This window comes from Sporolactobacillus sp. BBK16-2 (assembly GCF_059878335.1).
The window spans coordinates 1,244,417-1,269,179 of sequence record NZ_CM187611.1 but is presented as its reverse complement, the minus strand read 5'-3'; the positions used below and the strand labels follow the sequence as shown (position 1 = coordinate 1,269,179).

At 44.3% G+C, this 24,763-nt stretch carries 18 protein-coding genes and 2 pseudogenes; 5 read left to right on the top strand and 15 right to left on the bottom strand.

Annotated features, from left to right (window positions below; genetic code table 11):
- Positions 1 to 141 precede the first annotated feature (141 nt).
- Together nagE and AC6F33_RS06320 are read right to left on the bottom strand one after the other, a co-directional pair.
- Positions 142 to 2,051: pseudogene (nagE, locus tag AC6F33_RS06325) on the bottom strand (N-acetylglucosamine-specific PTS transporter subunit IIBC).
- A gap of 216 nt (positions 2,052 to 2,267) precedes the next feature.
- A complete protein-coding gene (locus AC6F33_RS06320; protein WP_255747064.1) occupies positions 2,268 to 2,468 on the bottom strand; it encodes a hypothetical protein in 201 nt (66 codons plus the stop codon).
- A 315-nt stretch (positions 2,469 to 2,783) separates the two neighbouring features.
- Between AC6F33_RS06320 and AC6F33_RS06315 the strand changes: the two genes are divergently transcribed.
- On the top strand, positions 2,784 to 4,703 hold the full coding sequence (locus tag AC6F33_RS06315; protein WP_500777981.1) for a S53 family peptidase: 1,920 nt from the start codon (positions 2,784 to 2,786) through the stop codon (positions 4,701 to 4,703).
- Between the two features lie 200 nt (positions 4,704 to 4,903).
- On the opposite strand, the gene asnB is transcribed toward AC6F33_RS06315, so the two are convergent.
- Entirely contained in the window at positions 4,904 to 6,754 is a 1,851-nt protein-coding gene (asnB, locus tag AC6F33_RS06310) for an asparagine synthase (glutamine-hydrolyzing) (RefSeq protein ID WP_255747062.1), read from the bottom strand.
- A gap of 220 nt (positions 6,755 to 6,974) precedes the next feature.
- Here asnB and AC6F33_RS06305 point away from each other — a divergent pair, with 220 nt between their 5' ends.
- Positions 6,975 to 7,571 carry a lysozyme family protein gene (locus tag AC6F33_RS06305; RefSeq protein ID WP_255747061.1) on the top strand — a complete coding sequence of 199 codons (597 nt, stop codon included), beginning with the start codon at positions 6,975 to 6,977 and terminating at the stop codon, positions 7,569 to 7,571.
- A gap of 47 nt (positions 7,572 to 7,618) precedes the next feature.
- Here AC6F33_RS06305 and abc-f read toward each other — a convergent pair whose 3' ends face one another.
- From abc-f to AC6F33_RS06285, 4 genes are all read right to left on the bottom strand, one after another.
- Complete coding sequence (gene abc-f, locus AC6F33_RS06300; protein ID WP_500777980.1) at positions 7,619 to 9,235, bottom strand: ribosomal protection-like ABC-F family protein; 1,617 nt, start codon at positions 9,233 to 9,235, stop codon at positions 7,619 to 7,621.
- A gap of 127 nt (positions 9,236 to 9,362) precedes the next feature.
- Entirely contained in the window at positions 9,363 to 9,497 is a 135-nt protein-coding gene (locus AC6F33_RS06295; protein WP_500777979.1) for an RAxF-45 family protein, read from the bottom strand.
- Between the two features lie 148 nt (positions 9,498 to 9,645).
- Complete coding sequence (locus AC6F33_RS06290; protein ID WP_255747057.1) at positions 9,646 to 10,542, bottom strand: Rpn/YhgA-type helix-turn-helix domain-containing protein; 897 nt, start codon at positions 10,540 to 10,542, stop codon at positions 9,646 to 9,648.
- 370 nt (positions 10,543 to 10,912) lie between these two features.
- Positions 10,913 to 11,770, bottom strand: coding sequence for a YitT family protein (locus tag AC6F33_RS06285; RefSeq protein WP_255747056.1), 858 nt, complete (start codon positions 11,768 to 11,770; stop codon positions 10,913 to 10,915).
- 176 nt (positions 11,771 to 11,946) lie between these two features.
- On the opposite strand from AC6F33_RS06285, the gene AC6F33_RS06280 reads away from it, so the two are divergent.
- A complete protein-coding gene (locus AC6F33_RS06280) occupies positions 11,947 to 12,474 on the top strand; it encodes a hypothetical protein (RefSeq protein WP_255747055.1) in 528 nt (175 codons plus the stop codon).
- A 77-nt stretch (positions 12,475 to 12,551) separates the two neighbouring features.
- Here the strand turns inward: AC6F33_RS06280 and AC6F33_RS06275 are convergent, their stop codons facing one another.
- The 8 genes and pseudogenes from AC6F33_RS06275 to AC6F33_RS06240 form a co-directional block, all read right to left on the bottom strand.
- Positions 12,552 to 13,034, bottom strand: coding sequence for a hypothetical protein (locus AC6F33_RS06275; RefSeq protein WP_255747053.1), 483 nt, complete (start codon positions 13,032 to 13,034; stop codon positions 12,552 to 12,554).
- A 25-nt stretch (positions 13,035 to 13,059) separates the two neighbouring features.
- Complete coding sequence (locus AC6F33_RS06270) at positions 13,060 to 13,659, bottom strand: TetR/AcrR family transcriptional regulator (RefSeq protein ID WP_255747051.1); 600 nt, start codon at positions 13,657 to 13,659, stop codon at positions 13,060 to 13,062.
- A 154-nt stretch (positions 13,660 to 13,813) separates the two neighbouring features.
- Positions 13,814 to 17,377: pseudogene (gene nifJ, locus AC6F33_RS06265) on the bottom strand (pyruvate:ferredoxin (flavodoxin) oxidoreductase); the annotation flags it as partial.
- A 211-nt stretch (positions 17,378 to 17,588) separates the two neighbouring features.
- Positions 17,589 to 18,752, bottom strand: a complete 1,164-nt coding sequence (locus tag AC6F33_RS06260) for an ABC transporter permease (protein ID WP_255747048.1) — start codon at positions 18,750 to 18,752, stop codon at positions 17,589 to 17,591.
- Complete coding sequence (locus AC6F33_RS06255; protein WP_480947508.1) at positions 18,739 to 18,954, bottom strand: hypothetical protein; 216 nt, start codon at positions 18,952 to 18,954, stop codon at positions 18,739 to 18,741. Before AC6F33_RS06255 ends, AC6F33_RS06260 begins: the two co-directional genes overlap by 14 nt.
- A gap of 65 nt (positions 18,955 to 19,019) precedes the next feature.
- Positions 19,020 to 20,396: a group II intron reverse transcriptase/maturase gene (ltrA, locus tag AC6F33_RS06250; protein ID WP_480947509.1), complete on the bottom strand. Its 1,377-nt coding sequence runs from the start codon at positions 20,394 to 20,396 to the stop codon at positions 19,020 to 19,022.
- A gap of 426 nt (positions 20,397 to 20,822) precedes the next feature.
- Complete coding sequence (locus tag AC6F33_RS06245) at positions 20,823 to 21,800, bottom strand: ABC transporter permease (protein ID WP_480952842.1); 978 nt, start codon at positions 21,798 to 21,800, stop codon at positions 20,823 to 20,825.
- Between the two features lie 15 nt (positions 21,801 to 21,815).
- Positions 21,816 to 22,748, bottom strand: coding sequence for an ABC transporter ATP-binding protein (locus AC6F33_RS06240; RefSeq protein ID WP_480948251.1), 933 nt, complete (start codon positions 22,746 to 22,748; stop codon positions 21,816 to 21,818).
- Positions 22,749 to 22,924: 176 nt separating this feature from the next.
- Between AC6F33_RS06240 and AC6F33_RS06235 the strand changes: the two genes are divergently transcribed.
- Positions 22,925 to 23,998 carry a sensor histidine kinase gene (locus AC6F33_RS06235; protein WP_480948252.1) on the top strand — a complete coding sequence of 358 codons (1,074 nt, stop codon included), beginning with the start codon at positions 22,925 to 22,927 and terminating at the stop codon, positions 23,996 to 23,998.
- On the top strand, positions 23,995 to 24,615 hold the full coding sequence (locus AC6F33_RS06230) for a response regulator (protein WP_480947511.1): 621 nt from the start codon (positions 23,995 to 23,997) through the stop codon (positions 24,613 to 24,615). Before AC6F33_RS06235 ends, AC6F33_RS06230 begins: the two co-directional genes overlap by 4 nt.
- Positions 24,616 to 24,763: the final 148 nt, after the last annotated feature.

Genomic DNA, 24,763 nt, shown 5'->3' with positions numbered 1-24,763 from the left:
ACCATTACCTCTTCTTAAGGTGGATACTTCTTTCAATGTACAGGTTGCCTTATGTTTGCTGTATTTTTCAGTAAAACAATGAACGAATCAACAAAAAAAGTCTGTGCTATAAATGCGCAGACTTTTTCATTAATAAATCAATTAATCAAAGGTAATAATATCAGATTCGTTAAGTGCGACGTAACCACTCTTTTTAAGTACAACATGCTTTGAAGGATCAAGGTTTGTAAAAATTACAGGACTGATCAGTGATGGAACTTTATCTTTAAGTGCAGGAAGGTCAAAAGACATCAGTTTCTGCCCTTTTACAACTGTATCGCCTTCCTGCACATAATTAACAAACCCATCACCATTCAGCTTGACCGTATCAATGCCGACGTGAATCAGGATCTCTAAACCATCGCTTCCCGTCAAACCAATCGCATGCTTTGTTGGGAACACACCGCTAACCTTTCCATCGACAGGAGAAACAACAACCCCTTCATCCGGATCAACAGCAAATCCGTCGCCCATCATTTTTTCAGAAAAAACCTTGTCCGGAACATCGGTAATCGGAAGCATTTTGCCTTTAATGGGTGCGCATACAGATTCCGCCCCGACAGATACAGTGGCTAAACCAGACTCTGTCGATGAACCGTCCGCTTCTTCCTTCGTAAGATCCGCAGAAGATTTGATCAAGTTCTTCATCGCATCAGCCACAAATTCTACATCCGTGCCTATGATAATCTGCAAGCTTTTCTTATTCAGCTTGACTACTCCGTGCGCACCATGATGCTTGATTGCAGCACTGTCCGCTGCCTCTGAGTTCGCGACGGTTAGTCGAAGGCGCGTGGTACAATGATCGACATTTGTAATATTCTCTTTACCACCGATATCCTCAATAAACCGAGCAGCCATCACTTCATATTTATCATTCGTATTGAGGGCAAGGGCCTGATCCGGATTTTCTTCGACGAGGTCATCATCCTCACGACCTGGTGTCTTCAGATCAAACCATTTGATGGCAAAGTAGAAAACAACGAAATAGATCACAGCAAAAATAACGCCGACAACCAGCAGCAACAGCGGCTTTTGGGCAATTCGATAATTAATTATATAGTCAATTGCTCCTGCTGAAAAACTGAACCCGTCATGGATGCCTAGAGCATAGGTGATCGCTAGTGATAGCGCGGTCAACAAAGCATGGATAACATAGAGTACGGGTGCGAGGAACATAAATGAAAATTCAATCGGTTCTGTAACACCAGTAACAAAGGAAGTAAGCGCAATACCTGCGAGCATCCCGGTGACCGCTTTACGTTTTTCTTTTTTTGCTGCAGCGATCATAGCAAAGCATGCAGCCGGCAGACCGAACATCATGATCGGGAAAAAACCGGAAAGAAGCAGGCCGGCATGCGGATCACCATTGAGAAAACGGGTGATTTCACCGTGGAAACCTTTATACGTACCAAACTCAAACCAAACAAGTGTATTAATGACATGGTGCAGTCCAAGCGGCAAGAGCAAGCGGTTTAAGAGACCATAAATAGCTGCACCAAATACACCTGCGTCATAAAGCCATGTCGCAAGTTGTGACATACCGTTCTGAACATAAGGCCAGACATAACCAAAGATAAAACCAAGAACCAGCATTGCTCCTGAAGTGACAATAGGAACAAATCGGCGGCCGCCAAAGAATGCAAGCCAATCAGGAAGTTTAATATTGTGATAACGATTATAGAGCATGCCTGCAATGATTCCGGCAATAATACCGCCAAGAACACCAAGGTTTATTGTCTTGTCTTATTTAATGAAGTCGCACAGGCGCTGAGTACGAAAAAACCCATTGCTCCGGCAAGAGCAGCTGCTCCATTGTTATCCTTAGCAAATCCCACGGCAATACCAATTGCAAATATTAATGCAAGATTTGAAAACACCGCATTTCCTGCAGCTGCAATGAACGGTATATTGAGCAAGTCAGGCTGACCGAAACGCAATAATAAAGCTGCTGCGGGCAGCGCAGCGATTGGAAGCATGAGCGATTTGCCTATTCTTTGAAGAAAACCCAACATAATATCTCTCTCCCCTGTTATCAATAATAAAAAGATAAAGTCATAGACCACAAAATGATGGATCGCTTCTCACAAACAAATACTTGCCTCCTTTATCTCTGTCACATTTTATCTACTATTCTGTCATTTTTGCATAAAAGCAGTGGGTTGTCTAGACATTCAATCAAATTATTTGTCAGATTAATTTACTTGTTATGTAATTTAATTTCACATTTATTAAACAATATAGAACAGAAAAATGTCTGCACCAAATGCAAATTCGAATTCAGTATTGTTAACGAGGCAGGTAGCGGCTGTATAGCTCAATGGATTCTGATACATTAAATCCTCTTCGCTTACCTTTAACACTTCAAAAATTTCGTGTTTACTCGTATCTGGTAAATCCGACAAATGACTATCTAAGGATCGCTTAATCATAGGTTTTCTCTTTTCTATTCGTCTACAATCAGCAAACGTAAACATGAGGGCCTTATGTACCTTTTTTTCTCTTACTCTAATCGTGTATATTTACTTTCTATGAACATTCCACAGGTTTTCAGTGACGTTTGTCCTATTCATTACTAGGCATTTACTCCTGTTTTTACCAATTAATCGCGAATATTGTCAAATTATTTCGAATAAAGATGCTTAATCTATCAATCAATCTAGCGTATAATCAATTTTATTTAATAGAGAAAAGGGAGCATCGTTCATCATTATATAAAATCGATTACATGGGGAGATGATTTACCAATGTTAAAAAAATGGGGCAAACTATTCTTTACCGCTTTTCTATCATTGATGCTTGTATTCAGTTTACTTCCTTCTTTTGCAGCTGCAGCATCGAGTAAAGCAGATCAAGAACTGACATCTGTAAAACAAGGAACCGGACAATCCGTATTGGAGAATGCTGATTATTTCGGAGATCTTCCAAATGAAACGCCGGTTTCTGTAGATATTGTCTTAAAAGCCGGAAATGAATGCCAGCTGCAATCCTATATAGAAAAAACAGTTGATCCTAGCAGCGCATTCTATCACAAGTACCTGAGTGTCACTCAATTTAAAAAAGCATTTGGTGCACCTGATATCACTGTTAAAGCCCTCACTCAATATCTGAAAAAATACCATATTCATTCAAAAGTATACGATAATAACTTGATTGTCTCCGCAAGTGGGACAGCAGGAGATTTCAACAAAGCATTCAGCGTCACCATTCGAAAAGCAAAGTTCAGAGGCAAAAGCTTCCATGCTGCCAAAAAAGGACCAAAGCTGCCACGCTTTCTCGCGACTCATGTACTGGCGGTTCTTGGCTTAACCAACTATTCCGAACTGACACCTCGTGCAGTAAAACGGCCGCTTAAAATGACACCGAATTCAAGCGGCGGGCCGCTTAATCTTGATCCTTCCGATTTAATTAAGCAGTACAATGTCGGTCCATTATATGATCAAGGGGCCAAAGGCAAGGGACAGACGATTGGCATCGTTACCTTAGCAGATTTTAACACTGAAGATGCCTATAGTTTCTGGAAGCAAGAAGGTATTGATGTTAAAGCAGACCGTATTCACAAAATTCTTGTCGATGGCGGATCCGATTGGAACGGATATGAGGAGACATCGCTCGACGTTGAGCAATCCGGGGCACTCGCACCGCAGGCGGACGTTAATGTCTACGTTGGACCGAATACAGATGCAGGCTTTGTAAACGCATTTGCTACGGCGATTAACGAAAATAAAGCCTCTCAAATCTCTGTAAGCTGGGGACTCAGTGAATCAGCCATCAGCGCCGCGATTAAAGACCAAACGGAAGATCCGGCTTACGCACTTGTCTTTAATCAGTTATTTGAACAAGCAGCAGCACAAGGCATCTCGATGTTTGCTTCCGCCGGTGACGCCGGTGCATATGATGCAAGCCGCGATATGGGCACCTACAACTTAGCTGTTGACAATCCTGCCGACAGTCCTTATATTACCGCTGCCGGCGGAACAACATTGCCATGGTCCTACACAACGAAAACGGGTGTGCAGCTTAATGTATCGTCTGAACGTGCCTGGGGCTGGAATTACCTTTATCCATACTTTGATTCACTCGGACTCAGTACACCGGAAGGATGGGCAAACTATTACTTTGTCGGCGGAGGCGGAGGATTCAGCCAGCTATTCCGAACTCCTGATTATCAAAAAGGAGTTTCCGGTGTGAATCGATTTACAGCCGTTCAGCAATGGCAGCCAAGTACTGATTTTGGTTCAGTCACTCCGCTCAGTGATCCAAAAATCGTTTCAGGAACGTCAAGCGGTCGAAACATGCCAGATGTGTCGCTTAATGCAGATCCATATACAGGTTATAAAGTGTTTCTCTCCGATCCTAATGCGCCAGGCAGTAATTCCGGTTTTAGCACATTTGGCGGAACAAGTGTCGTATCCCCTCAACTTGCCGGCCTGACTGCATTAATGAACAGCAATCAAAAAGGTCGCATCGGATTTTGGAACAGCCAAATCTACCGATTCGCAAAGCAAAAGAGTTCTCCGTTCCATCCGCTGAATGCGACGGGAACGGAAAATACCAATCTCTATTACACCGGTACGAAAGGAACCATTTATAACCAGAGTACCGGACTCGGAACAATTGATGTCGCTTCACTTGCGAAACATTTTAAATATCCTTATACGCGCTAATCCTATTTTCAAATAGACCCGCGAATAATCAAAAAAAGAACAATACCTTACTAGAAAAAACGGCTCGACCATTCATCCAAACAATGGTGGAGTCTTTTTTTTATTCATTACTGTACACTGATTTTCTCCAATACAAGCCAGCGAACCCTAAAAAGAAATCCTCTAATTTTGAATAATTAGAGGATTTCCTTTGAATTCTGTTATTGATCAAGAATATTCACATTGTATGTTTTAAGCCATTCGTTCATTTGCGCCATATGGGCAATCAGCTGAGGACCGGACATCAGCTGACCGAACCATGGTGTTTTAAATGAATCGCCTTTCGTATCAATGAGCGCCTGCAATTTCTGTTTGTCTACCAATTCAAGTAATGGCGAACTTGGCGTATTAATAACTTTTTGCAGCCATGCCGAGACAGCTTCCGTATACTTTGGATGATACGTTTTTGGATACGGGCTCTTCTTACGATAAAGCACATCATCGGGCAGATAGCCTTTGAGTGCCGCTCGCAAAATACCTTTCTCATGACCGTCCAGCATTTTCATCGCCCACGGAACATTCCACATATATTGTACGATACGATGATCGGCAAATGGCACACGTACCTCAAGGCTGGCACCCATACTCATACGGTCTTTTCGATCAAGCAATGCAGTCATAAACCAGTTCATGTTAAGATAGAACAATTCGCGCCGTTTTGCATCGATTACCGATTCACCCTCGAGCTTAGGTGTTTCGGCAATCGTTTCATTAAATCGTGCCATTTCGTATTCTTTTAGATTTAATTTACTTCCCCATTTGTCATTGAGCAAATCCTGTCGCGCACCGATTGAACGCATCCATGGGAAGCCTTCCTTAGCTGATGTTTCCGGGCTGTGAAACCAAGGATAGCCTCCGAAGATTTCATCGGCGCACTCTCCGGAAAGTGCGACAGTAAATTCTTTGCGAATTCCTTCGCAGAGCCAGAGAAGTGAAGAATCGACATCAGCATAACCAGGCATATCGCGAACGACAATCGCTTTTTTTAGATAAGAAACAAGGTGTTCATTATCAATGATAAGATTATGATGTACCGTACCAAGATATTTGGAGACCTCTTCAATAAAAGGCGCGTCACTGTTTGGCTGAAATTTACTTGTTTTAAAGTAGTGATCATTGCCAACATAATCAATTGAAAAAGTGTGAAGCGGCGGACGTTTCTGTTCTTTAAAATATTCGGAAGCAATGGCCGAAATACCGCTGGAATCCAGCCCACCAGACAGAAAGGTTGCCACCGGAACATCCGCATAAAGCTGACGTTTAACCGCGTCAGTAACAAGATAACGCAGGTTGGCAATCGTATCCTCCAAACTGTCAGTGTGAACATGACTCTCCACATTCCAGTAGCGCCAAATCTTCATACCGTCTTTTGTATACGTGAATGCATGAGCCGGGCGCAGATCGTCCATTCCTGCATAGACACCATGCCCCGGTGTTCGCGAAGGACCGAGTCCGAATACTTCATAGAGCCCCTCGCGATCAATTTCCGGACGTACATCGGGATGTGCCAGAATCGCTTTCAATTCAGAACCAAACAGCAGCCTGCCTCCCGATTTCTTATAGAAAAAAGGTTTAACACCCATGCGGTCGCGTGCACCGAACAAGGACTCTTTGGCGGCATCCCAAATAGCAAAGGCAAAAATACCATTAAAATGATCGACGCAGTTTTCCCGCCATTCAATGTAAGCGGTCAGCAGCACCTCAGTATCCGAATGTCCTTGAAAGGTGTACCCTTTTTTTAATAAATCCGAACGTATTTCTTCAGTATTGTACAATTCACCGTTATAAACGAGCACATACTCGTTATGATTCACCGTTTTTTTCATTGGCTGACAACCGCCTTCCGGATCGACGACAACCAGACGCGCGTGTCCAAGCGCTGCATGCTCCGACAGCCATGTATTCAAATCGTCTGGCCCACGATGATCCATCGTCTCAGCCATTCGTTTCATTGTCTTTCCCTCGCCGCGTAAATCCTGCCGCCAGTCAATCCAGCCTGTGATTCCGCACATTTTTCATGTCATCCTTTCTTGCCGCCATTGGGCATTAACCTCAACACATCTTATGCAGAACTGCTGGGCACGTGAGAAATGATGCCATTCAGGTATTATCTGACGCCTATCTGACCAGTCAATAAACGATAGAATCATTCAATTTTTAATCAGACGGACGAAAAATGCGATTTTCATTGAAAAATATAATGAACGAAATGAAAAGGCAGAGGAATAACGGATGACCAAAATCATTAAATTAATCGTCTCTTCTTCACTGATCATCGGTATTGCTTTTGTGCTCCTCTATATCATTTCAAGCATGTATAGTCCTCAAGCAGATCATGTACCGCTTCTTAATGACCAGCGAGTCATCAGCCCTGAGGTTGAACATTATCGCCCGATTATTGCTCAAACAGCCAAAGCGAATGGTGTCGGACAATATACAGATATCATTATGGCGATTGCCATGCAGGAGTCAAAAGGAAAAGCTGCTGACGTGATGCAAGCCTCTGAAAGCTTGGGGCTGCCCAGGAATGCCATAAATTCCCCGCAAAAAAGCATTCAGGCAGGAACGCACTATTTTAAAAAAGCATTGACACGATCAAACGGGAATCTTGAGCTTGCTCTCCAAAGCTATAATTTCGGCCTTGGCTTCGTCGATTATGTTGAGGCACACGGCGGTAAATACACGCCAAAACTTGCTCGCCAATTTTCAGAAGAGAAGTCTAAAGAACTCAACTGGAGCAGCTACGGCGATCCTAAATATGTCGAACACGTCATGCGTTACTACACCAATGAAAAACAAAAACGCGCATTAACGAAAAAAAAGGATTAAAAGAATCCCGCGAGTTGGCATTCATCTCGCGGGATTTCTCTATTGGTTTAACGAGTATGTGCGGATTCTGAAAAATGTTCTTCCTTCGTCAGTCGACCGTTCTGAAGCCAGTAAATTTTGCTAAAACATTTGGTCAAAAAATAACGATCATGGCTCACTGCAAGTACTGTTCCCGTAAAATGGTTCACAGCTTCTTCCAAAACTTCGCGCGATTCAATATCTAAATGGTTTGTTGGCTCGTCAAGTACGAGCACATTGATCTTCTTCATCATCAAGTCAGCCAGGCGAATGCGTACACGTTCACCGCCGCTCAGTGAACCGATCTTGCGGAATACATCCGAACCGTAAAACATAAACTTTGCAAGTTCGTGTCTCGCCTCCCCTTCGGTCAAACGGGCATGCTCGCGAAAGACATCGATCACACGCCGCTCCTTTTCTGTTTCCTGCTCAAACACATGCTGTGACAATAGCCCAATATTTAAGTTGGTTCCTTGATGAATATTTCCGTGGCTTGGCCTTAATTTTCCAAGTAAACAGTTTAATAAGGTGGTTTTCCCGGCTCCATTTGGTCCAGCGATCGCTACTCGGTCTTGATAACGAATATCCATGCTTACATGTTCAAATAAAGGGTTATGATTAAAACCTGCGGACAGATCAAGACAGCTGAGCACGCGATTTCCAGTGCGGCTGCCACGTGCGAAATCGAGCGCCATTTTATCAGTCTCCATTTTTGGACGCTTCAGCCGGTCAATTCTGTCCAGCGCCTTTTCCATGCTCTTTGCTCGTCGATGCAAGGCAGCATTTGGCGGCTTTGCCTGATTTGCCCATTCTTTCAGACGCTTGATAGCCTCCTTCATTTTTTTGATTTTCTTCTGTTGATCTTCATAAGCAGCAAATTCATTCAGCAGTCTTTCTTGTTTTTCCTTAACAAAATAAGAGTAATTTCCATTGTAAGCAACCATTTCGCCCTCATCCAGTTCCAGCACCTTAGTCACCGTACGATCCAGAAAAAAACGGTCATGCGAAACAAGTAAAATGGTTCCTTTGTATTGCTTGATGTACTGCTCCAGCCATTCTAAAGCAAGAATATCCAGATGGTTCGTCGGTTCGTCAAGTAAAAGCAGATCGGGTTCAGATAAGAGCTGAAGCGCAAGCCCGACTTTTGTTCGCTCACCACCGCTCAGCGAGGCAAATGAACGTCCCAACAATCCCTTAATTTCAAGGCCCTCGGCGACTTGGTCAATTTTGTAATCCATCTCATAGCCGCCCATTTCCTGAAACTGTTCTTGAACACGTGCATATTCAGTCAGCAGCTTTTCAAGCCGTCCTTCGATCGTACCCGCCAATTCCCTTTCCAGCGCTCTCATCTTTTTCTCAACCTTTATGCATTCCGCGAAAGCATGCATCAGTACTTCGCGCGCCGTACTTTCCTGCCCGTCCGGAAGCTGGCGCAAATAACCGATTGATGCCCCATTTTTTATCGCAATAGCGCCTTGATCCGGGGTATCAATTCGTGCGAGTAAATTGAACAAAGTCGTTTTCCCGCTTCCGTTCGGTCCGACAACCGCAACTTTTTCATTATCCAGCACTGAAAAACTGACATCCCGCAATATTTCATTTCCCGCTATATTTTTTCGTACATGATCTGCTTGACATATCATCATTTTCTCGTCACTTCCTTATTTTTTGCATGCAAAAAAATCCACGGGCGCTCATTTACCCATGGATGATTTTGATCTTGATTCAATTAAAAAAACAATTGAGTTCCGCTTCAGTGGGTCACGCGTCCATTCACAAAGCTATGCTGTTTTTTAAAAAAGGGCAGACTGATCCCTTGAATAAAAATGCAGCAAAAATCGCGCGAACTGTGTACAAGAATGATTCCAATGTTGCGCGATACTTCGTGAATAGTGACAATAGACCCACCTCCTTTTCTGCTTTACACAAAGTTTATCAGATCGATCGGTTAAGCGCAATAACCTAGTCAATTCCTTTTTCAAAGCTGTTTTTCATTCCGCGATCATAGAAGGAGTTCGGCCACTTGAGCACTTCTTCACGGATATCCTCGCTTATTTCATTCATTGTTTGCCTCAAGCTCAGTGATCTCTTTGTTGCTTAATCCTGTCCACTCACTGATTTGCCCATGACTTATTCCATTTTGCAGCAACTTTCGCGCGAACTGCTTTTTGGCATTTAATTCACCTTTTTCAATTCCTTTTTTAATTCCTCTTTCCATGCCGTCCTCCACTCCGCGATCATAAAAGGAGTTCGGCCACTTGAGCACTTCTTCACGGATTTCCTCCGGGAGTTTTTTCGCTTGATCCATCAATTGATTCACCTCTTTCTCGTTTAATTGAAGATAGGTTTCAAAAAATCCATTGATCATGCTTTCACGCGCTTCTCCAAGATGCATGCCGATCATCTGCCTGATAAAGGCGAGCCGAACCTGCACACGTTCCTTTTTTGAGTAGTTCATCCTGCTCATGAGCGCGGCTGCAACCGGATTATTGCTGCGCATAAATTTTCGCCAATTCATTTGGGCAAGCTCAAGCTTCAAAAAATGGAATTCACTGATAATCATAAAATGAGGTACTTCTACCACAAATTCATCCGGTTCATCTCTTACTCCATCATAACTGAAAATGGCAATCGGTAAAACAGGTTTTCGAAATTTCAGATAGATCATGATGTAGTAGAGATACATCCGTTCAGAAAAATCATCTTGATAATAGTTTTGCGCCTCGATATGGACAATCAGGATGACATCTTTTTTGGATTTAAGCTTCGTTTCCGCAATGATGTCCGCCCTCTTCTTGTCGCCCTCGATTAGATCCGGAAACAGCTCCTCCGAAAGGAATGTTTTCTCAGACAGATCAAGCATGTGATAAATCTTTGGGAAAAAGGCTTCGAGAAACTCATCAAAAAATTCGTGAAGCAACACTTTGAAGCGCCGATCGTGGTCTGTAGGCATATGAGGCCTCCTTACGCGGTATGGTTGTCGTTGTGCAAGAGGGATTAGGAAGAAAATTTGGAGATAACAGAGAACAAGTGATCGTATACATAAAGGATAACCGAATCCGATTCATAATGTCTAGATAATTCACCAGAGTTTAATCCACACAGTATTAAAGCGCAGATTGGGAATTTTGCATCCCATCTACGCTTTTTTGTGCATTTACTGTATTAGTTCACATCAAAACTGACATGCCAATTGGCTCACATGACAGCCCATTCTTGGTCACAGATTGGTTCACACTTTCCGATTTTAATACAGCAGCGGAAGATTCACCAACATAAAAAAGAAACGGATTTCTTCGCCACTTCATTCACGCATTTTCCCATCATGCATCCTTCTTACGCACAAACAACCCGAAAACATCCGTCGTCTCGACAATATTGGTAAATGCGCGCGGATCGACTTCTTTGATGATCTGCTTCAACCGATACAGTTCATAACGAGTGAAAACAATCATCAGCAAGTCCTTATCCTTGTTCGTATAGCCGCCCTTTGCCGATATTTTCGTAATCCCCCGGTACATTTGAACGGAAATCGCTTTTTGAAGTTCGCTCGCCTTATCGGTGACAACCCAGGCAGTTAGTTTCACATAACTTGTGTGAATGGCATCGACAACACGAATGCTGACGTAGAGTTGAAGAAGCGTATACAACGCACGCCGCCAACCAAACAGAAAACCGGCGGAAAGAATAATTACTCCATTAAGTGCGAACATGTAAAAGCCGATCGGTCGATCCTTGACTCGCGTCAAAATCATGGCGATGATATCCATTCCTCCGCAGGATGCACCGAATTTCAGTGTAATCCCCGAACCGATCGCCTGCACCACTCCTCCAAAGACCGCATTCAGTAAGATATCATTGGTCAGTGGATGAAGCGGGATAACCGCCATAAAAAATGTTGTTAAAGCCACACTGATTGTACTATATAAAGTAAAACGGCGCCCGACTTTAATCCAGCCGGCATAGATAACCGGGATGTTCATCAAGAGAAGCAAAATCCCAGTACTGATATGAAAAGAGGTCGGCTCCAGCATTGAATTAACGAGCTGAGCAATACCAGTAATTCCTCCGGCCAGAACCTTTGCAGGTATGAGAAATAGGTTTAGGGCAGCCGCATTCAGCAGCGCGCCCGTAATAACGACCAATAATACTTTAAATTCTTGATAGAGTGATACTTTCATATCGCCGTTCCTTTCAGAATGGCAGCTCATATTCATCTCGTTCACAAGACAAAGCTGCCGATTCACCATGTATTATTAACAAATTAACACATGGACAGCCAATGCTCAAACCTTTTTATGAATCATTTTTGTAAAATCTGCACAAACTAAGCAAAACTTAATTTGGAGGCTCATTTATGAAACTGACACGTTTGCTTATTCTGCCTATTCTGATGCTTACTATGATCATCCCACAAGCAGGACATGCCGCATCCGGACATAATCCTATGGGTATGCCAGGCCATGATTTTAGGCATCAGTGGCTCTCGCAGATTATCGATCAATATGCACCTGCTGACCTTAAACAGACAATGAAAAAAGATATGGAGACACATCATCATCTGATGAGCGAATGGCGTCAAAGTGCAAATTTCAAAAAAGGTAACCGAGACTGCCAGAATACTTGTGAAAAGCAGGCAAAAAAGATCCAAGCCATAAAAAAAGATCAGGCACAAGGAAAAATTTCAGCTGAGGATGCCCATCAAAAAATAGCACAGTTGTTCCACCATGCTAAATTTGGCGGTCACCATCAAGCATTCGGCCAGTTAAAAACCGCAGTCAAACAAAATGATCGGACAGCAATTATCAAAGCTTTAGAACAGATTGATCAACACATTCAGCAATCCAATAACCGACTAGTCAAAAAGCTTGGCAAAACCGGATGATCGTGTAGATAATAAATGCCATTAGATTGAGTCTTAAGCATCGCAAATTCATTAATTGAGTTTGCAATGCTTTTTGTTTACCGTTTGCCCAGCCCACTAATGGAATAATGCTTTTTCACCGAGGGAAGCACGGTCACCGCTTGGATGGCAAGCCCAAGAAAGATGTAGAAGACATGGATAAACACAATGTCGTGCATAAGATAGGCCTCAATCGTTATCCATCCGATCAGGAGGAACCCAATGTAAAGTGAATGGTTCCACGCACCGGAAGCTGAAGAATCAAATCGGATACGTTCTCCAATAAGCATCGGTTTTTCAAAGATCAGCAGGAATGCGATATAGATCGGATAGAGACCGAGAACAGAAAACAGGATGATACCCGGAATCAGAAATGAATCGAAAGCCGTGTATTTCAGCAACTCAAGCGGCATATGCAGCAGTGTTCCATCTGGCGATAGAATTAATGCACCACCGCCAAAAACTGCACCGACACCAAGAAAGAAATGCAAGATGATCAAAATGAAGCAAGAAATTGTCTTTCCATTGTTCGTTTCGGTCATGATAAATCCTCCAATGAATTAATTTTTAGTCGTACATTTCAAGTCCAGCAAATAAATAGTCGGCGCTTGCCATCATCACGGCTGCGAGTTCAGCTCGTTCTGTGTCCGATGTGCAGTGCGCGTATTGCATACTGAGCATAAGCTGCTCATTGTTGAAAAGCGTTGCAATGAGTTCTTTCCTGCATTTCTTGATTTTCTTTCTCTGCTCCATAATTGTTAAAACTGAAACGTAATAGGCGATATTTTCTTGAATGAGCTCCTTCTTAAATACCTCCCCGGCTGTTTCATTATAAAAATGTTCGGAAAAAATGATTCTTGCCATCTGAGTCCAAGTTTTATTGATCTTCTCGCCATATGCCCTAATTAAGGATTGAAAGAGTTCAACTGCGTTCATTTGATCGAGCATCTGATCAATTTGCGATAAAGGTGGCCGGGACACATCCAGTGTTTGAGCAAATGTTTCACAAATATCATCCATGATTGCCTTTTTTCCGTTGTAATGATTATAGATCGAGCTTCCTTTGATTCCGACTTTTTGCGCAATGTCGCGCATGGATACCCCATTGAATCCGCTCATCGAAAAAAGCTCCAGAGCACAAGCAAATATCTTCTGTTTTGTTAACATATCCATCACCTAACGATCGTTCGTTACCTTCATTATATCTGTTTATTCGTCTTTCGGTCAATTCTGATTTGAAAGATTTACATTCATTTAAAATTTGACAAATAAAAAACCGTCCGTTCGCTATGAACAGACGGTTAACTATCAATAATTATTTTTTCAATGCGGCGAGACTCTCTTTAATTTTTTCTTCCTGTCCGGTTAAGCGGGCATAGTGAAAGAATCTTTTTTCTGCATCTTGTTTCGTTTTTTCAAATAACCGATCAGCGATTTCAGAATTAACCTTTTTCAAGGCAGAAAAACGTGTTTGTTTCATCATAAAATCAGTTAATTCATCAAATTGCGGTCGTTTGAAATCAAGCTGCATCGGCGGTTCGCCTTTGACCTTGCGCTCGGGATCATAGCGGTAAAGCGACCAGTATCCGGATTTCACGGCATCCGTCGCTTCAGCAAGTGCGTTGGTTAATCCACCTCGCAGACCGTGTGATATACAAGGCGTATAAGCGATGACTACAGAAGGTCCCGGATAGCGTTCCGCCTCCGTGAGCGCCTTGATTGTCTGCATCTTGTTCGCTCCCGAAGCGATTTGCGCCACGTAAACATGGCCATAATTAATCGCCATCATGCCCAAATCCTTTTTCGCCGTCCGCTTACCGCCTGCGGCAAACTGAGCAATAGCCGCTGCCGGGGTTCCTTTTGACGATTGTCCGCCTGTGTTGGCGTATACTTCATTATCCGTGATCAGAATGTTGACGTCCGCCCCGCTGGCAATGACATGGTCGATTCCGCCAAAGTCAATATCGTACGCCCAACCATCGCCGCCAATAATCCATTGGCTTGTTTTAATAAAGAGATCGCGTTCTTGGTAAATGGTTTCAAGCAGTGGCAGATGATCCTTCTCCTGAAGCAATCCGAGCTCGAGTTTTTCCGCACGATCCCTTGTTGCTTCGCTTTCCGTCATCTTTTCGATCCATTCGTTCATCAAGTCCTTTAAGCCGTCACTGACTTCATCACATTGCACTACGTCCTTCATTTGATCAGCAAGCCGTGTACGCCTTGTATCACGCGCAAGCTTCATACCGAGACCGAACTCGGCATTATCTTCGAAGAGTGAGTTTGACCAAGCAGGTCCGTGGCCCTGTTGATTTGTCGTGTAAGGAACAACGGGATTGGATGCTCCCCATATTGAGGAACAACCGGTTGCATTTGCGATCATCATCCGGTCGCCAAAGAGCTGCGTTAATAGTTTTATATAAGGCGTTTCGCCGCATCCGGAGCATGCGCCTGAGAATTCCAGCAGCGGCTGTTCGAATTGTGATCCTTGAATGGTCGCTTTCTTCACCGGATTAGTCTTTGCCTTAAGTGTCATCGCGAACGCCCAATTGACCGCCTGATCCTGCTGTGACTCCGCCGGTTTCATAAACAGCGCTGTTCCAGCCTTCGGGCAAGCTTCAACACATAATCCGCATCCGGTACAATCCGCAACGGAAACTTGAATGCGATAGTTCAGTCCGTCTGCACCGCGCATCGTCCGGACAATAAAGCCTTCCGGCGCCTTCTCCATCTCTTCTCCATTGGCAAGAAACGGCCGGATCGCTGCATGCGGACAGACGAACGCACACTGATTGCAATTGATGCAAAACTTCGGGTCCCATTCCGGAACCTGCAGCGCAACGTTTCGCTTTTCATAGGCAGATGTGCCCAGCGGCATACTGCCGTCCGCCATATTTTCCTTCAGCAGTGTGCTTACTTTAATCTTGCCGCCTTCCTCGCGGTTCATCGGCTTTAAGATATTCAAGACATAATCCGGCTGCTTTTTAACTGAATTCATACTCATTGGTTTTGGCTTGTCATCCGCTTCACCCCATTGCTGCGGAATCGTTACCTCATGAAGCAAATCCACCGTTTGATTGATTGCGTCCACATTCAGCTGTGCGATCGCCATCGACTTGCGGCCGTAGGTCTTTATTGCAGATTGCCGAAGCCACTCAATGGCGTCAGCAAACGGTACAATATTGGTCAGCTTGAAAAAGGCGGTTTGCATGATCGTATTAATTCTGCGTCCCAGCCCGATTTTACCGGCAAGGCCGATTGCATTGATTGTGTAAAAGCGAATCCTATTTTTTGCTAAATAACGCTTCATTGACTTCGGTAAATGGGCTTCCAAGTGGTCGTCATCCCAGATCGTGTTCAGTAGAAAAGTTCCGCCTGTTTTCAAACCCTTGAGAAGATCATAGGAGCGCAAATACGACGATGCATGGCAGGCAATAAAATCCGCATGTTCAACCAAATAGGCCGATTTAATCGGTTGATCCCCGAAACGAAGATGCGATACCGTGAGGCCGCCGGATTTTTTCGAATCGTAGGAAAAATAGCCTTGAACATTAAGATCGGTATGGTCGCCGATTAATTTTATCGACGCTTTATTTGCGCCGACCGTACCATCAGACCCAAAGCCCCAAAACTTCGCTTGGAAGGTACCCTTTGGCGTCAAATCCAGACTTGGAAAAGCCGGAAGCGACAGGTGTGTTACATCGTCATCAATGCCGATTGTAAATCGTTTCTTCGGATGCGCGCTGCCAAGATGTGCGTATACGGCTAAAATGTCCGACGGAGTCACGTCCTTAGAACCGAGCCCATAACGTCCGCCGATCACTCGCGGATGGCGGTCGCTTTCATACAGAGCACTTTGAACATCAAGCAGCAACGGTTCTCCTGAAGCTCCCGGTTCCTTTGTCCGATCCAGAACAGCAATATTTTCAACCGTTTCAGGAAGCTTTTCCAACAGCTTTTCTGTCGGAAACGGGCGGTATAAATGGACGGACAGCAAGCCGACTTTCTCGCCTTGTTCAGTCAGATGATCAATTGCCTGTTCAATCACCGAGGTTGCCGAGCCCATGGCCACAATCACACGCGTAGCATCCGGTGCTCCATAGTAATTGACGAGATCATAATTCGTGCCTCTCAACTTATTTATTTCTTGCATATAGTGAGCGACAATTTCAGGCACTCGGTCATAATAGCTGTTAACCGCCTCCCTCTGTTGAAAGAAGAGATCCGGACTCTGGCTCGATCCGGTTGCTGTCGGGTGATTCGGGCTCATGCCTCTCCGACGAAACGCAGCCACCGCATCATGATTCAGCAATCGCTTAAAATCGTCATGGTCGATCACATCAATTTTTTGAATTTCATGACTCGTACGGAAGCCATCGAAAAAGTTTACAAAAGGAATCGATGCCTCAACCGTAGCGAGATGTGCAACTGTCGAAAGATCCATAACTTCCTGAACACTGCCTTCAGCGAGCATGGCAAATCCGGTCGCACGTGTTGCCATGACGTCCGAATGGTCGCCAAAAATGCATAACGCATTAGAGCTCACTGCGCGTGCTGCAACATTAAAGACAGCCGGAAGCAGTTCCCCGGCAATTTTATACATATTCGGTATCATCAGCAGCAAACCTTGCGATGATGTATATGTAGATGTAAACGTTCCTGTTTTTAACGAACCGTGAACCGTGCCGGACGCACCTGCTTCAGATTGCATTTCAACAACACGGACCGGACTTCCAAAGATATTCTTTTTGCCTTGGGCGGACCACTCGTCGACCATTTCGGCCATGGGCGAGCTTGGAGTGATCGGATAAATGGATGCTACTTCGGTGAATGCATAGGATACATACGCAGCCGCCGTATTGCCATCCATCGTTTTTTTATTGGTCATTTTCTCTTCCTCTCCATCAAATCGCGTATTTAGAACACGCCTCTATTAAATCTACTTATCTCTATATCAATCCTTTTCTATTTTAGCGCTTCAAAAGTACAAGCAACTATGTATGCTGTGATAAAAATCGCACAATTTATACAAAAAAAAGACTGTTTCCCGAAATAGTTCCGGAAAACAGCCTTTCTTGCAATTTGTATCGAACCGCATGCTAGTCCATTAATCGTTTTCTTTTGCCGATCACAAGAGAAAGTGCAGCGAAGGCGACAGCGAAAGCAATCACCACAGTCATGCTATAAATAATAGATGAAAGATCAGACCATCCAAATTGAGTGAGCTTAGCGATATGAGCATTGGCCTGCACATACCAATACGTCGGTGTGAAGCTGGCAAGCTTAAGCACCGTATCATTCAAGAATTCCTGTGGAACGAACACCCCGCTTATAAAGCAAGGGCCAAGCGTAATCACATTGCAGACTGCGGACATCGCCTCAAGATTTTTCATCAAAGTACCGATCAAATAACTCATACTGGTCATACAACCCGTAAATACTAAGGAATTAATTAGGAAGTAAATGATATTTTGTGTACTGTAGCTGCCGGTGTCCAGCAGAAAATCAAATGCAATCAAAATGACCCAAGCGATAGCCGCAAACAATAGATTCGCCATAATCAGCTGAGCATTAACGCTGCCGGCGGAAAGCGGCGAGCAGCGATGCCGGCGGCTCAAATCCTGTTTGTTGAAAACAATCATGATCGTCGAAATGCCCATGATAAGAACGGCAGATAAAGCATAGGCAAAATAATTGAAATAGTATAAGGAAAAACTCCCCGAGGTTTTTGCACTCTGATGTGCTTTAATCTGTACAGGTGTCTCGCCGGATAAATTTTCTTGGAGGCGTTCTGCCAGCTCCTCTTGGCTTATACCTGGTTCATGCTTCGCGTAGAGTCGCGCCAAGTTCCAATATTGGTCGACATTAATGTCGACATAGGCATTCTGAATCGATCCGGGCACAACGGTTTTCTTCATTTGCGCCGATCCTCCGTTCAGCACACTGTCCGTGAAGCCCTTAGGAATGCGTAAAATATAAGTGACCTGACGGAAAAACAGGGCGTCCTGGAGTTCTTCCGTACGATCGGGCAAATTGACAAACTGAGCGCTGCGCGACAACTCATGGCGAAAAGCTTCAGTCAGAGGGGTCTTTTCCTCCGAAATGAATGCCACTTTAGCTTTCTTTTGAGAATAACCGTTACTTAGTTCTGACGTGCCATTCGTTGCCAGTGCAATCGAGATGGCTAGAAAGATAACGATATAAATAGAGACTGAGATCCAGTTGTGCAGGAAAATTTTCAAACATAGCTTAAAGACTGGCATATTTCCGCCTCCTGACGATCAGATAGGTCGCGGCGCTGAATAGAACGATAAAAAGGAGCATTGCGCCTACGTTCAAGGCATACCGATTTAAAGAATCATAATAATAGAGCGCGTAGAATGCGTCGGTCAGCAGGTTTACCGGATTCAGCCAAACGAGTGGCGGAAGGTATTCGGCAATTAGTCGAGTAGGACAGCGATTCACATCTTCTGTCCCCTCACGGAACCGTGCGTGCGCTATTTACGCACACGGCTCTTCTTGTTCATGGTTCACAGAATGTAGCTCAGCTCCGACCGAAGTTGATAAATATTGACCTTGATTCGCGGTTGCGGCAGAGGGAAGCGTTTGAGAAATTGATTAAATTTTTCCCATGTGAACGATCGTTTCTGGCTCCTTCTGTTTAACCATTTATACAACAACCGAATCACCTGCAATCGAAAAGCGCTCACGCTTAGACTGTTATCGGTGATACAATAGTAGTTGTAATAGCCGGTCAATGACCTCTTGAGCCGATCCATGATGAAGTCAATCTCTTGGGTCCGATGGCCTTTCAGCCACTGCGAATAGGCTTTGAGTTTGGCACCCACTTTCTTTCGGCTGCTTTTCCTCTTGACTCGAAAATGTCCGCTTTTACTTTGCCCACAATAGTGGGTGAATCCCAGGAAGTCAAAAGTCTTTGGCTTCCTGTTTCCATTTCTCTTGGCATTTTCCTGAGCGAATCGTCCGAAAGGGATGATCCTCGCTTTCTCCTCCGCAAGCGCCAAGTTAAATTTTTCTAGGCGCCGCTTCAGATCGCAATAGAATCGTTGGGCTTCCTGTTTATACTGAAAACAACAGACAAAGTCATCGGCATAGCGCACCAGATAAGCCTGTCCCTGGCACTGTTTCTTCACCGCTTTCGTAAACCATAGGTCAATCACATAGTGCAGATAGACGTTAGCTAGGATCGGCGAGATCAGTCCGCCTTGCGGCGTCCCTTGTTCGCTTGCGTGCCAAGTTTCCTTCTCCATGTAACCCGCTTTTAGAAAACGGGCAATGAGCCTCAGAAAGCTTGGATCCTTGATCCGTAGCTTGAGAAAACGCATCATCCATTGATGGTCGACATGATCGAAAAAGCCCCTGATGTCCACATCAACAATGTAGTTCGTGTACTTCTTTTCAATGAAGACATTCAGGACTTTAAGTGCATCATGGCAGTTCCTATTTGGGCGGAAACCGAAGGAACAGTTAAGAAAGTCTTGCTCATAGATGGCATTAAGGATCTTCGCCAGACCCCGCTGAACAATTTTATCCTCATAGGCAGGGATGCCCAGTGGGCGTTTCTTCTTTGTTCCCGGTTTATCAATATATGTCCGCCGGACAGGGAGCGGCCGATAGCTTTTCTGCTTCAGGCGCTTATCCAGATCGGCAAGGTGTTCATCAAGATGTTCTTGATAGCTTGCCTTCGTCATCTGATCGATGCCCGCTGCTTTGTTTCCCTGCAGTTCCCGGTGACAGACCCTCAATTCCTCTACGCTCAATAAATGAGCCAGAGAGGTGAAGGCCATCTTCGGATTTTCCTTCGCTAGCTCTGCTATTCTTACCTGTTTTGTAGTCATCTCTACTGTCACCTCTGTGTGTGCCGATGTGTCCCAGATAAGATTCATAAACAAGGGAAAACACCTTCCCTCAACCGGCATTACCCGATATCATGGGTACTATGTGCTTCCTCCGACTTCCCAGCAGACATTTAACGTCCTTACATTTGATTGCTTGGTTCGCTATACTTTCTTTCGAAAGACCCGCTGGGATCTCCCGAGTTGCCGTACCTTATTGATGCTCAGCGTGCCATGGTCTCTGACCCCGGGGAACCCCCAGACCTCTTGCCTTAACGATGTCTGGCGTGTTGCCTTCTGGAAGTATAACGCCATCGGCATTCCCATTTCATAAGTTTTCGAGGCTCAATCCCTTCAACCACTTGGCTTACGGCCCACTGGCTCGCTGTCTACGCTTAAAAACCAAAGTTGCCTTTCGTTCTCCAAGACTCGCTACGGATGAGTGGCTAGCTCTTTTTCCGACGGGCTTCCCACCCGCTATAAGGCACGACCTTGCTCGGTCGCTCTATACTTCATATCTAAGAACATCATTCCCGAGAGAAACGAGCCGACCATGGTTACAACCATTAAAATAGCGACTTTCAGTCCTCCGCCTTTTTTAATGAGCGCACTGATAAATGCCCCGAATGATAGGCCGAGCACGCTGCCGACGAGCGCGGTCAATAAGACATACCCTGTGCGCGGACCGAAGCTGATGTTCAATCCGAAGCGCAAATAAGTAAGCAAAATGAGAATTTCTGTGTAAAGAATGACCAGAGCGGCTGAACTGCCGGCAATAAATGCCTTAAGTTTGTGTACCGGCGCCATATTTACACGTGCGGCGCGGTCAGTGATATTCGCCTGAATATCGCTGACCTCTTTCATGCCCCAGAAACTTCCATAGAGACAGGCCATCGCAATTAAGGAATAAAAATAATTCAATATATTATTCGGTTCCGCGCTTCCACCCGAAATCTCCTTGACATAATTTTGACGGTTGCCGACATCATTCAACAATCCGTTCTGCAAGGCTTCAGGATGATCAGACGCGATTTGCATGACAGCGGAGTTACTGGAACGATATTGATCGGCAAAGGTTGTCATTATGCTCTGATTGAATCCGGATTCCTTTACGGTCAATTTAATCGTCTTTCCGCTTGTATAATAACCGTCAATCTTCCCCTGCTTCAGCCATTCAGCTGCCTCTTCCTGATTCGACGCCGCCTTCATATTAAACAAGCGATTTTTCCCTTTCGAAACACTGTTCAATGCTGATTTAAACGGGGCATCGTACTGATTGTGACCGCTGACAACAACTGCTGCGTCAATAGGATGAAAGGCCTCATCGTCATTCAAGTTCATAAAGGCTAAGTAGAAAAATGTAGCAAGCAGAATGGGGAAAAGGAGTGTCCAAAACACCAACTGTTTGTCTCTGATTAAGCACTTAAATCGATAACGGAACACATGCGCAAACATTTGATTCATCTCCTCTCAGTCGCGAAGCTGCTTCCCGGTTATTTCAAGAAAAACATCATTCAGAGTCGGCAATTCAGAATAAATACGACCAAATCCAATTTGATTGTTTTTCAAAAAGTTAAGGACAGACTCGAGATTGTTCGTTCCCTTTCCTGATTTGATGATTAAACGTTTATCAATCTTATCAACCGAAACAACACCGGGAAGCGCGCGCAATTGACACAGCTGCGTTTCTTCAATCGAGAACGTTTCTACGGTGATCTTTTCACCTAGCGTAATCATTGCCTTCAGCTCCTCCTTAGTTCCTGAGGCAATGACCCGGCCCTTGTCCAGGATGACAATTTTTGAGCAGATCTGCTCTACTTCCTCCATGTAATGGGAGGTATAAACAATGGTCGCTCCCTGTGCGTTTAGTTTCTCGATACCCTCAAGTATTTTATTTCGACTTTGCGGATCAACGGCAACAGTTGGTTCATCTAAGAAAATGAGCTTCGGTTTATGAGCGATTCCACAAGCGATATTCAATCGGCGCAAAAGGCCGCCGCTCAATTTCTTCGGATAAAACTTTCGAAAATCCTCAAGCTCAACAAAAGCAATCGCTTCTTCGACCAGCTGCTTTCGCTCTGCCTTGTCTCGAACATAAAGGCCGCAAAAATAATTGATATTTTCATACACCGTTAATTCGTCGAATACCGCGACGTTCTGCATAACAATACCGATATCGCGTTTGATAGCGTAAGCATCCGGCGTCATTTTCTTACCGAAAATTTCAATTTCTCCTTTGTCATAGCTCAGCAATGACAGAATGCAGTTGATCGCCGTGCTTTTACCGGAACCGTTCGGACCAAGCAGACCGAAGATTTCTCCTTCTTTAATATCTAAAGATAAATGATCCAGAGCGACAAGGTCTCCGTACCTTTTCACCAAATTCTTCACATGAATCATCATTTTCGTGTCTCCCTTCCTATCTGTATTCAGTTTAGCTGCTTCGTTATATCGATGTAAGTGCCGTTCATCATCGATGTTCATGACAATTGTCATCATTCCCCATTTGGAATTGTGCGCACAGAGAAAAAATGGTTAAATGAAAACATAAAAGGAATGAACGAAGACGGACGGTGGCTATGAATCATATTATTGATAAATTAATCCTTCTTATTTGCTGTCTTGCCGTATACCTGTTCGGCCGGACGTTTGATAGTGATGTTGTCCCGATTCTGCTTGCTGTCATTTTCACCTGTCTGCTCAGCTATTTTGATCAGAGTCGTTGGCAAATCATTCTGACTGCATTCTTTTTGTTCATCGCACTGCTCTTGCCGTGGGCTTGTGTTTTTCTGCCATTAGTCTGCTATGATCTGCTTTTTTCAAAGAAACAATGGTTTTGCTTGCTAGCGCTGCTGCCTTTAACACTCTTTTTCCCGAATGCTCCTTTGGCTGCGGATACAGCACTCTGCGCACTTTTTGTTTTTTCCGCTCTATTAAAATACAGAACGATTGCATTTAACCAACTTGCAGAACGTTATTATAATCTGCGTGATACGACAAAAGAAATGTCTTTGCGTTTAAAGAAACAAAATCAGGATTTGCTGAAGAAACAGGATACCGAATTAACAATGGCAACGCTTGGCGAACGCAACCGAATTGCGCGTGAAATCCATGACAGCGTGGGACATCTGCTGTCGCGTGCACTGCTGCAAATTGGCGCTTTTCTCGCTGTGAAGCAGGATCCGCAAACGAAGGAAGCACTCTCCACTCTGAAGGATACCCTTTCAGAAGCGATGACGAGCATCAGAGCAAGCGTTCACGACCTCCATGACGAGTCCATTGATCTGCGTACTCAGCTCGTTGATCTGAATCATAAATTCACCTTTTGTCCGCTAGCCTTCGATTATTCTGTCCAAAACACGCCGGGAAGCAAGTTAACCTATGCGTTGATCTCGATCGTAAAAGAGGGCTTATCCAACATCGTCCGGCATTCTGCTGCCACACGTGCGGCAATTACGCTCCGCGAACATCCTGCATTTTATCAATTGATCATTTCCGATAACGGGCGGGTGCGAAACTATGATCCGAATAACGGAATCGGTTTAAAGAATATAAGAGATCGTGCCGAAGCATTTAACGGTCTTCTCAATATCGAAACAAAGAACGGATTTGAACTCTTCATATCGATACCTAAGGAGGAAGAAGGATCATGAATGTACTGATTGTCGATGATGATCGGCTTGTCTCCTCATCGCTCAAAACGATTCTTGAGGCGGATTCTACGGTTCATGTCTCGGGAATCGGCAACTCTGGGACCGAAGCGGTTGCCCTTTATCGCGAACTTACCCCCGACATTTTACTCATGGATATCCGGATGGACGGAATGACAGGGATTGAAGCGGCCAAGGTCTTGCTAGGAGAGAATTCTGAAGCAAAAATTCTTTTTTTGACCACTTTTTCGGATGACGATTACATTGTCGAAGCTCTTCGTATAGGTGCCAAAGGCTATATTTTGAAGCAGAATTTTGAGAGTATCGTTCCGGCTCTGAAGGCTGTTTTCAGTGGTCAGCGTGTATTCGGCGATGCCATCGTCAGTAAAATCCCCTCATTGATGAAACAAAAAGAACAGCCGAATTTCAGCCAGTTTAAACTGAGCGAACGCGAACTTTCTATCATTAAACAAGTAGCAAACGGCAAATCCAACCGTGAAATCGCGCAAAACCTTTTTCTCAGCGAGGGTACGGTACGCAATTATATCAGCACAATCCTTGAAAAGTTGGCGCTGCGCGACCGCACCCAGCTCGCCATTTTCTACTACAAACAGCTTTGAGTAAAATGAACATCTTATTTGGGCAGTGTTGCGTATGATTGCGAATACAGGTCTGCTGCATTAATCGTTAAAAAGGCGGTTCAGCATTCAATTAATGAATGCTGAACCGCCTTTTTTCGGCTTTAATTGATCAAAACACTTTATTTAG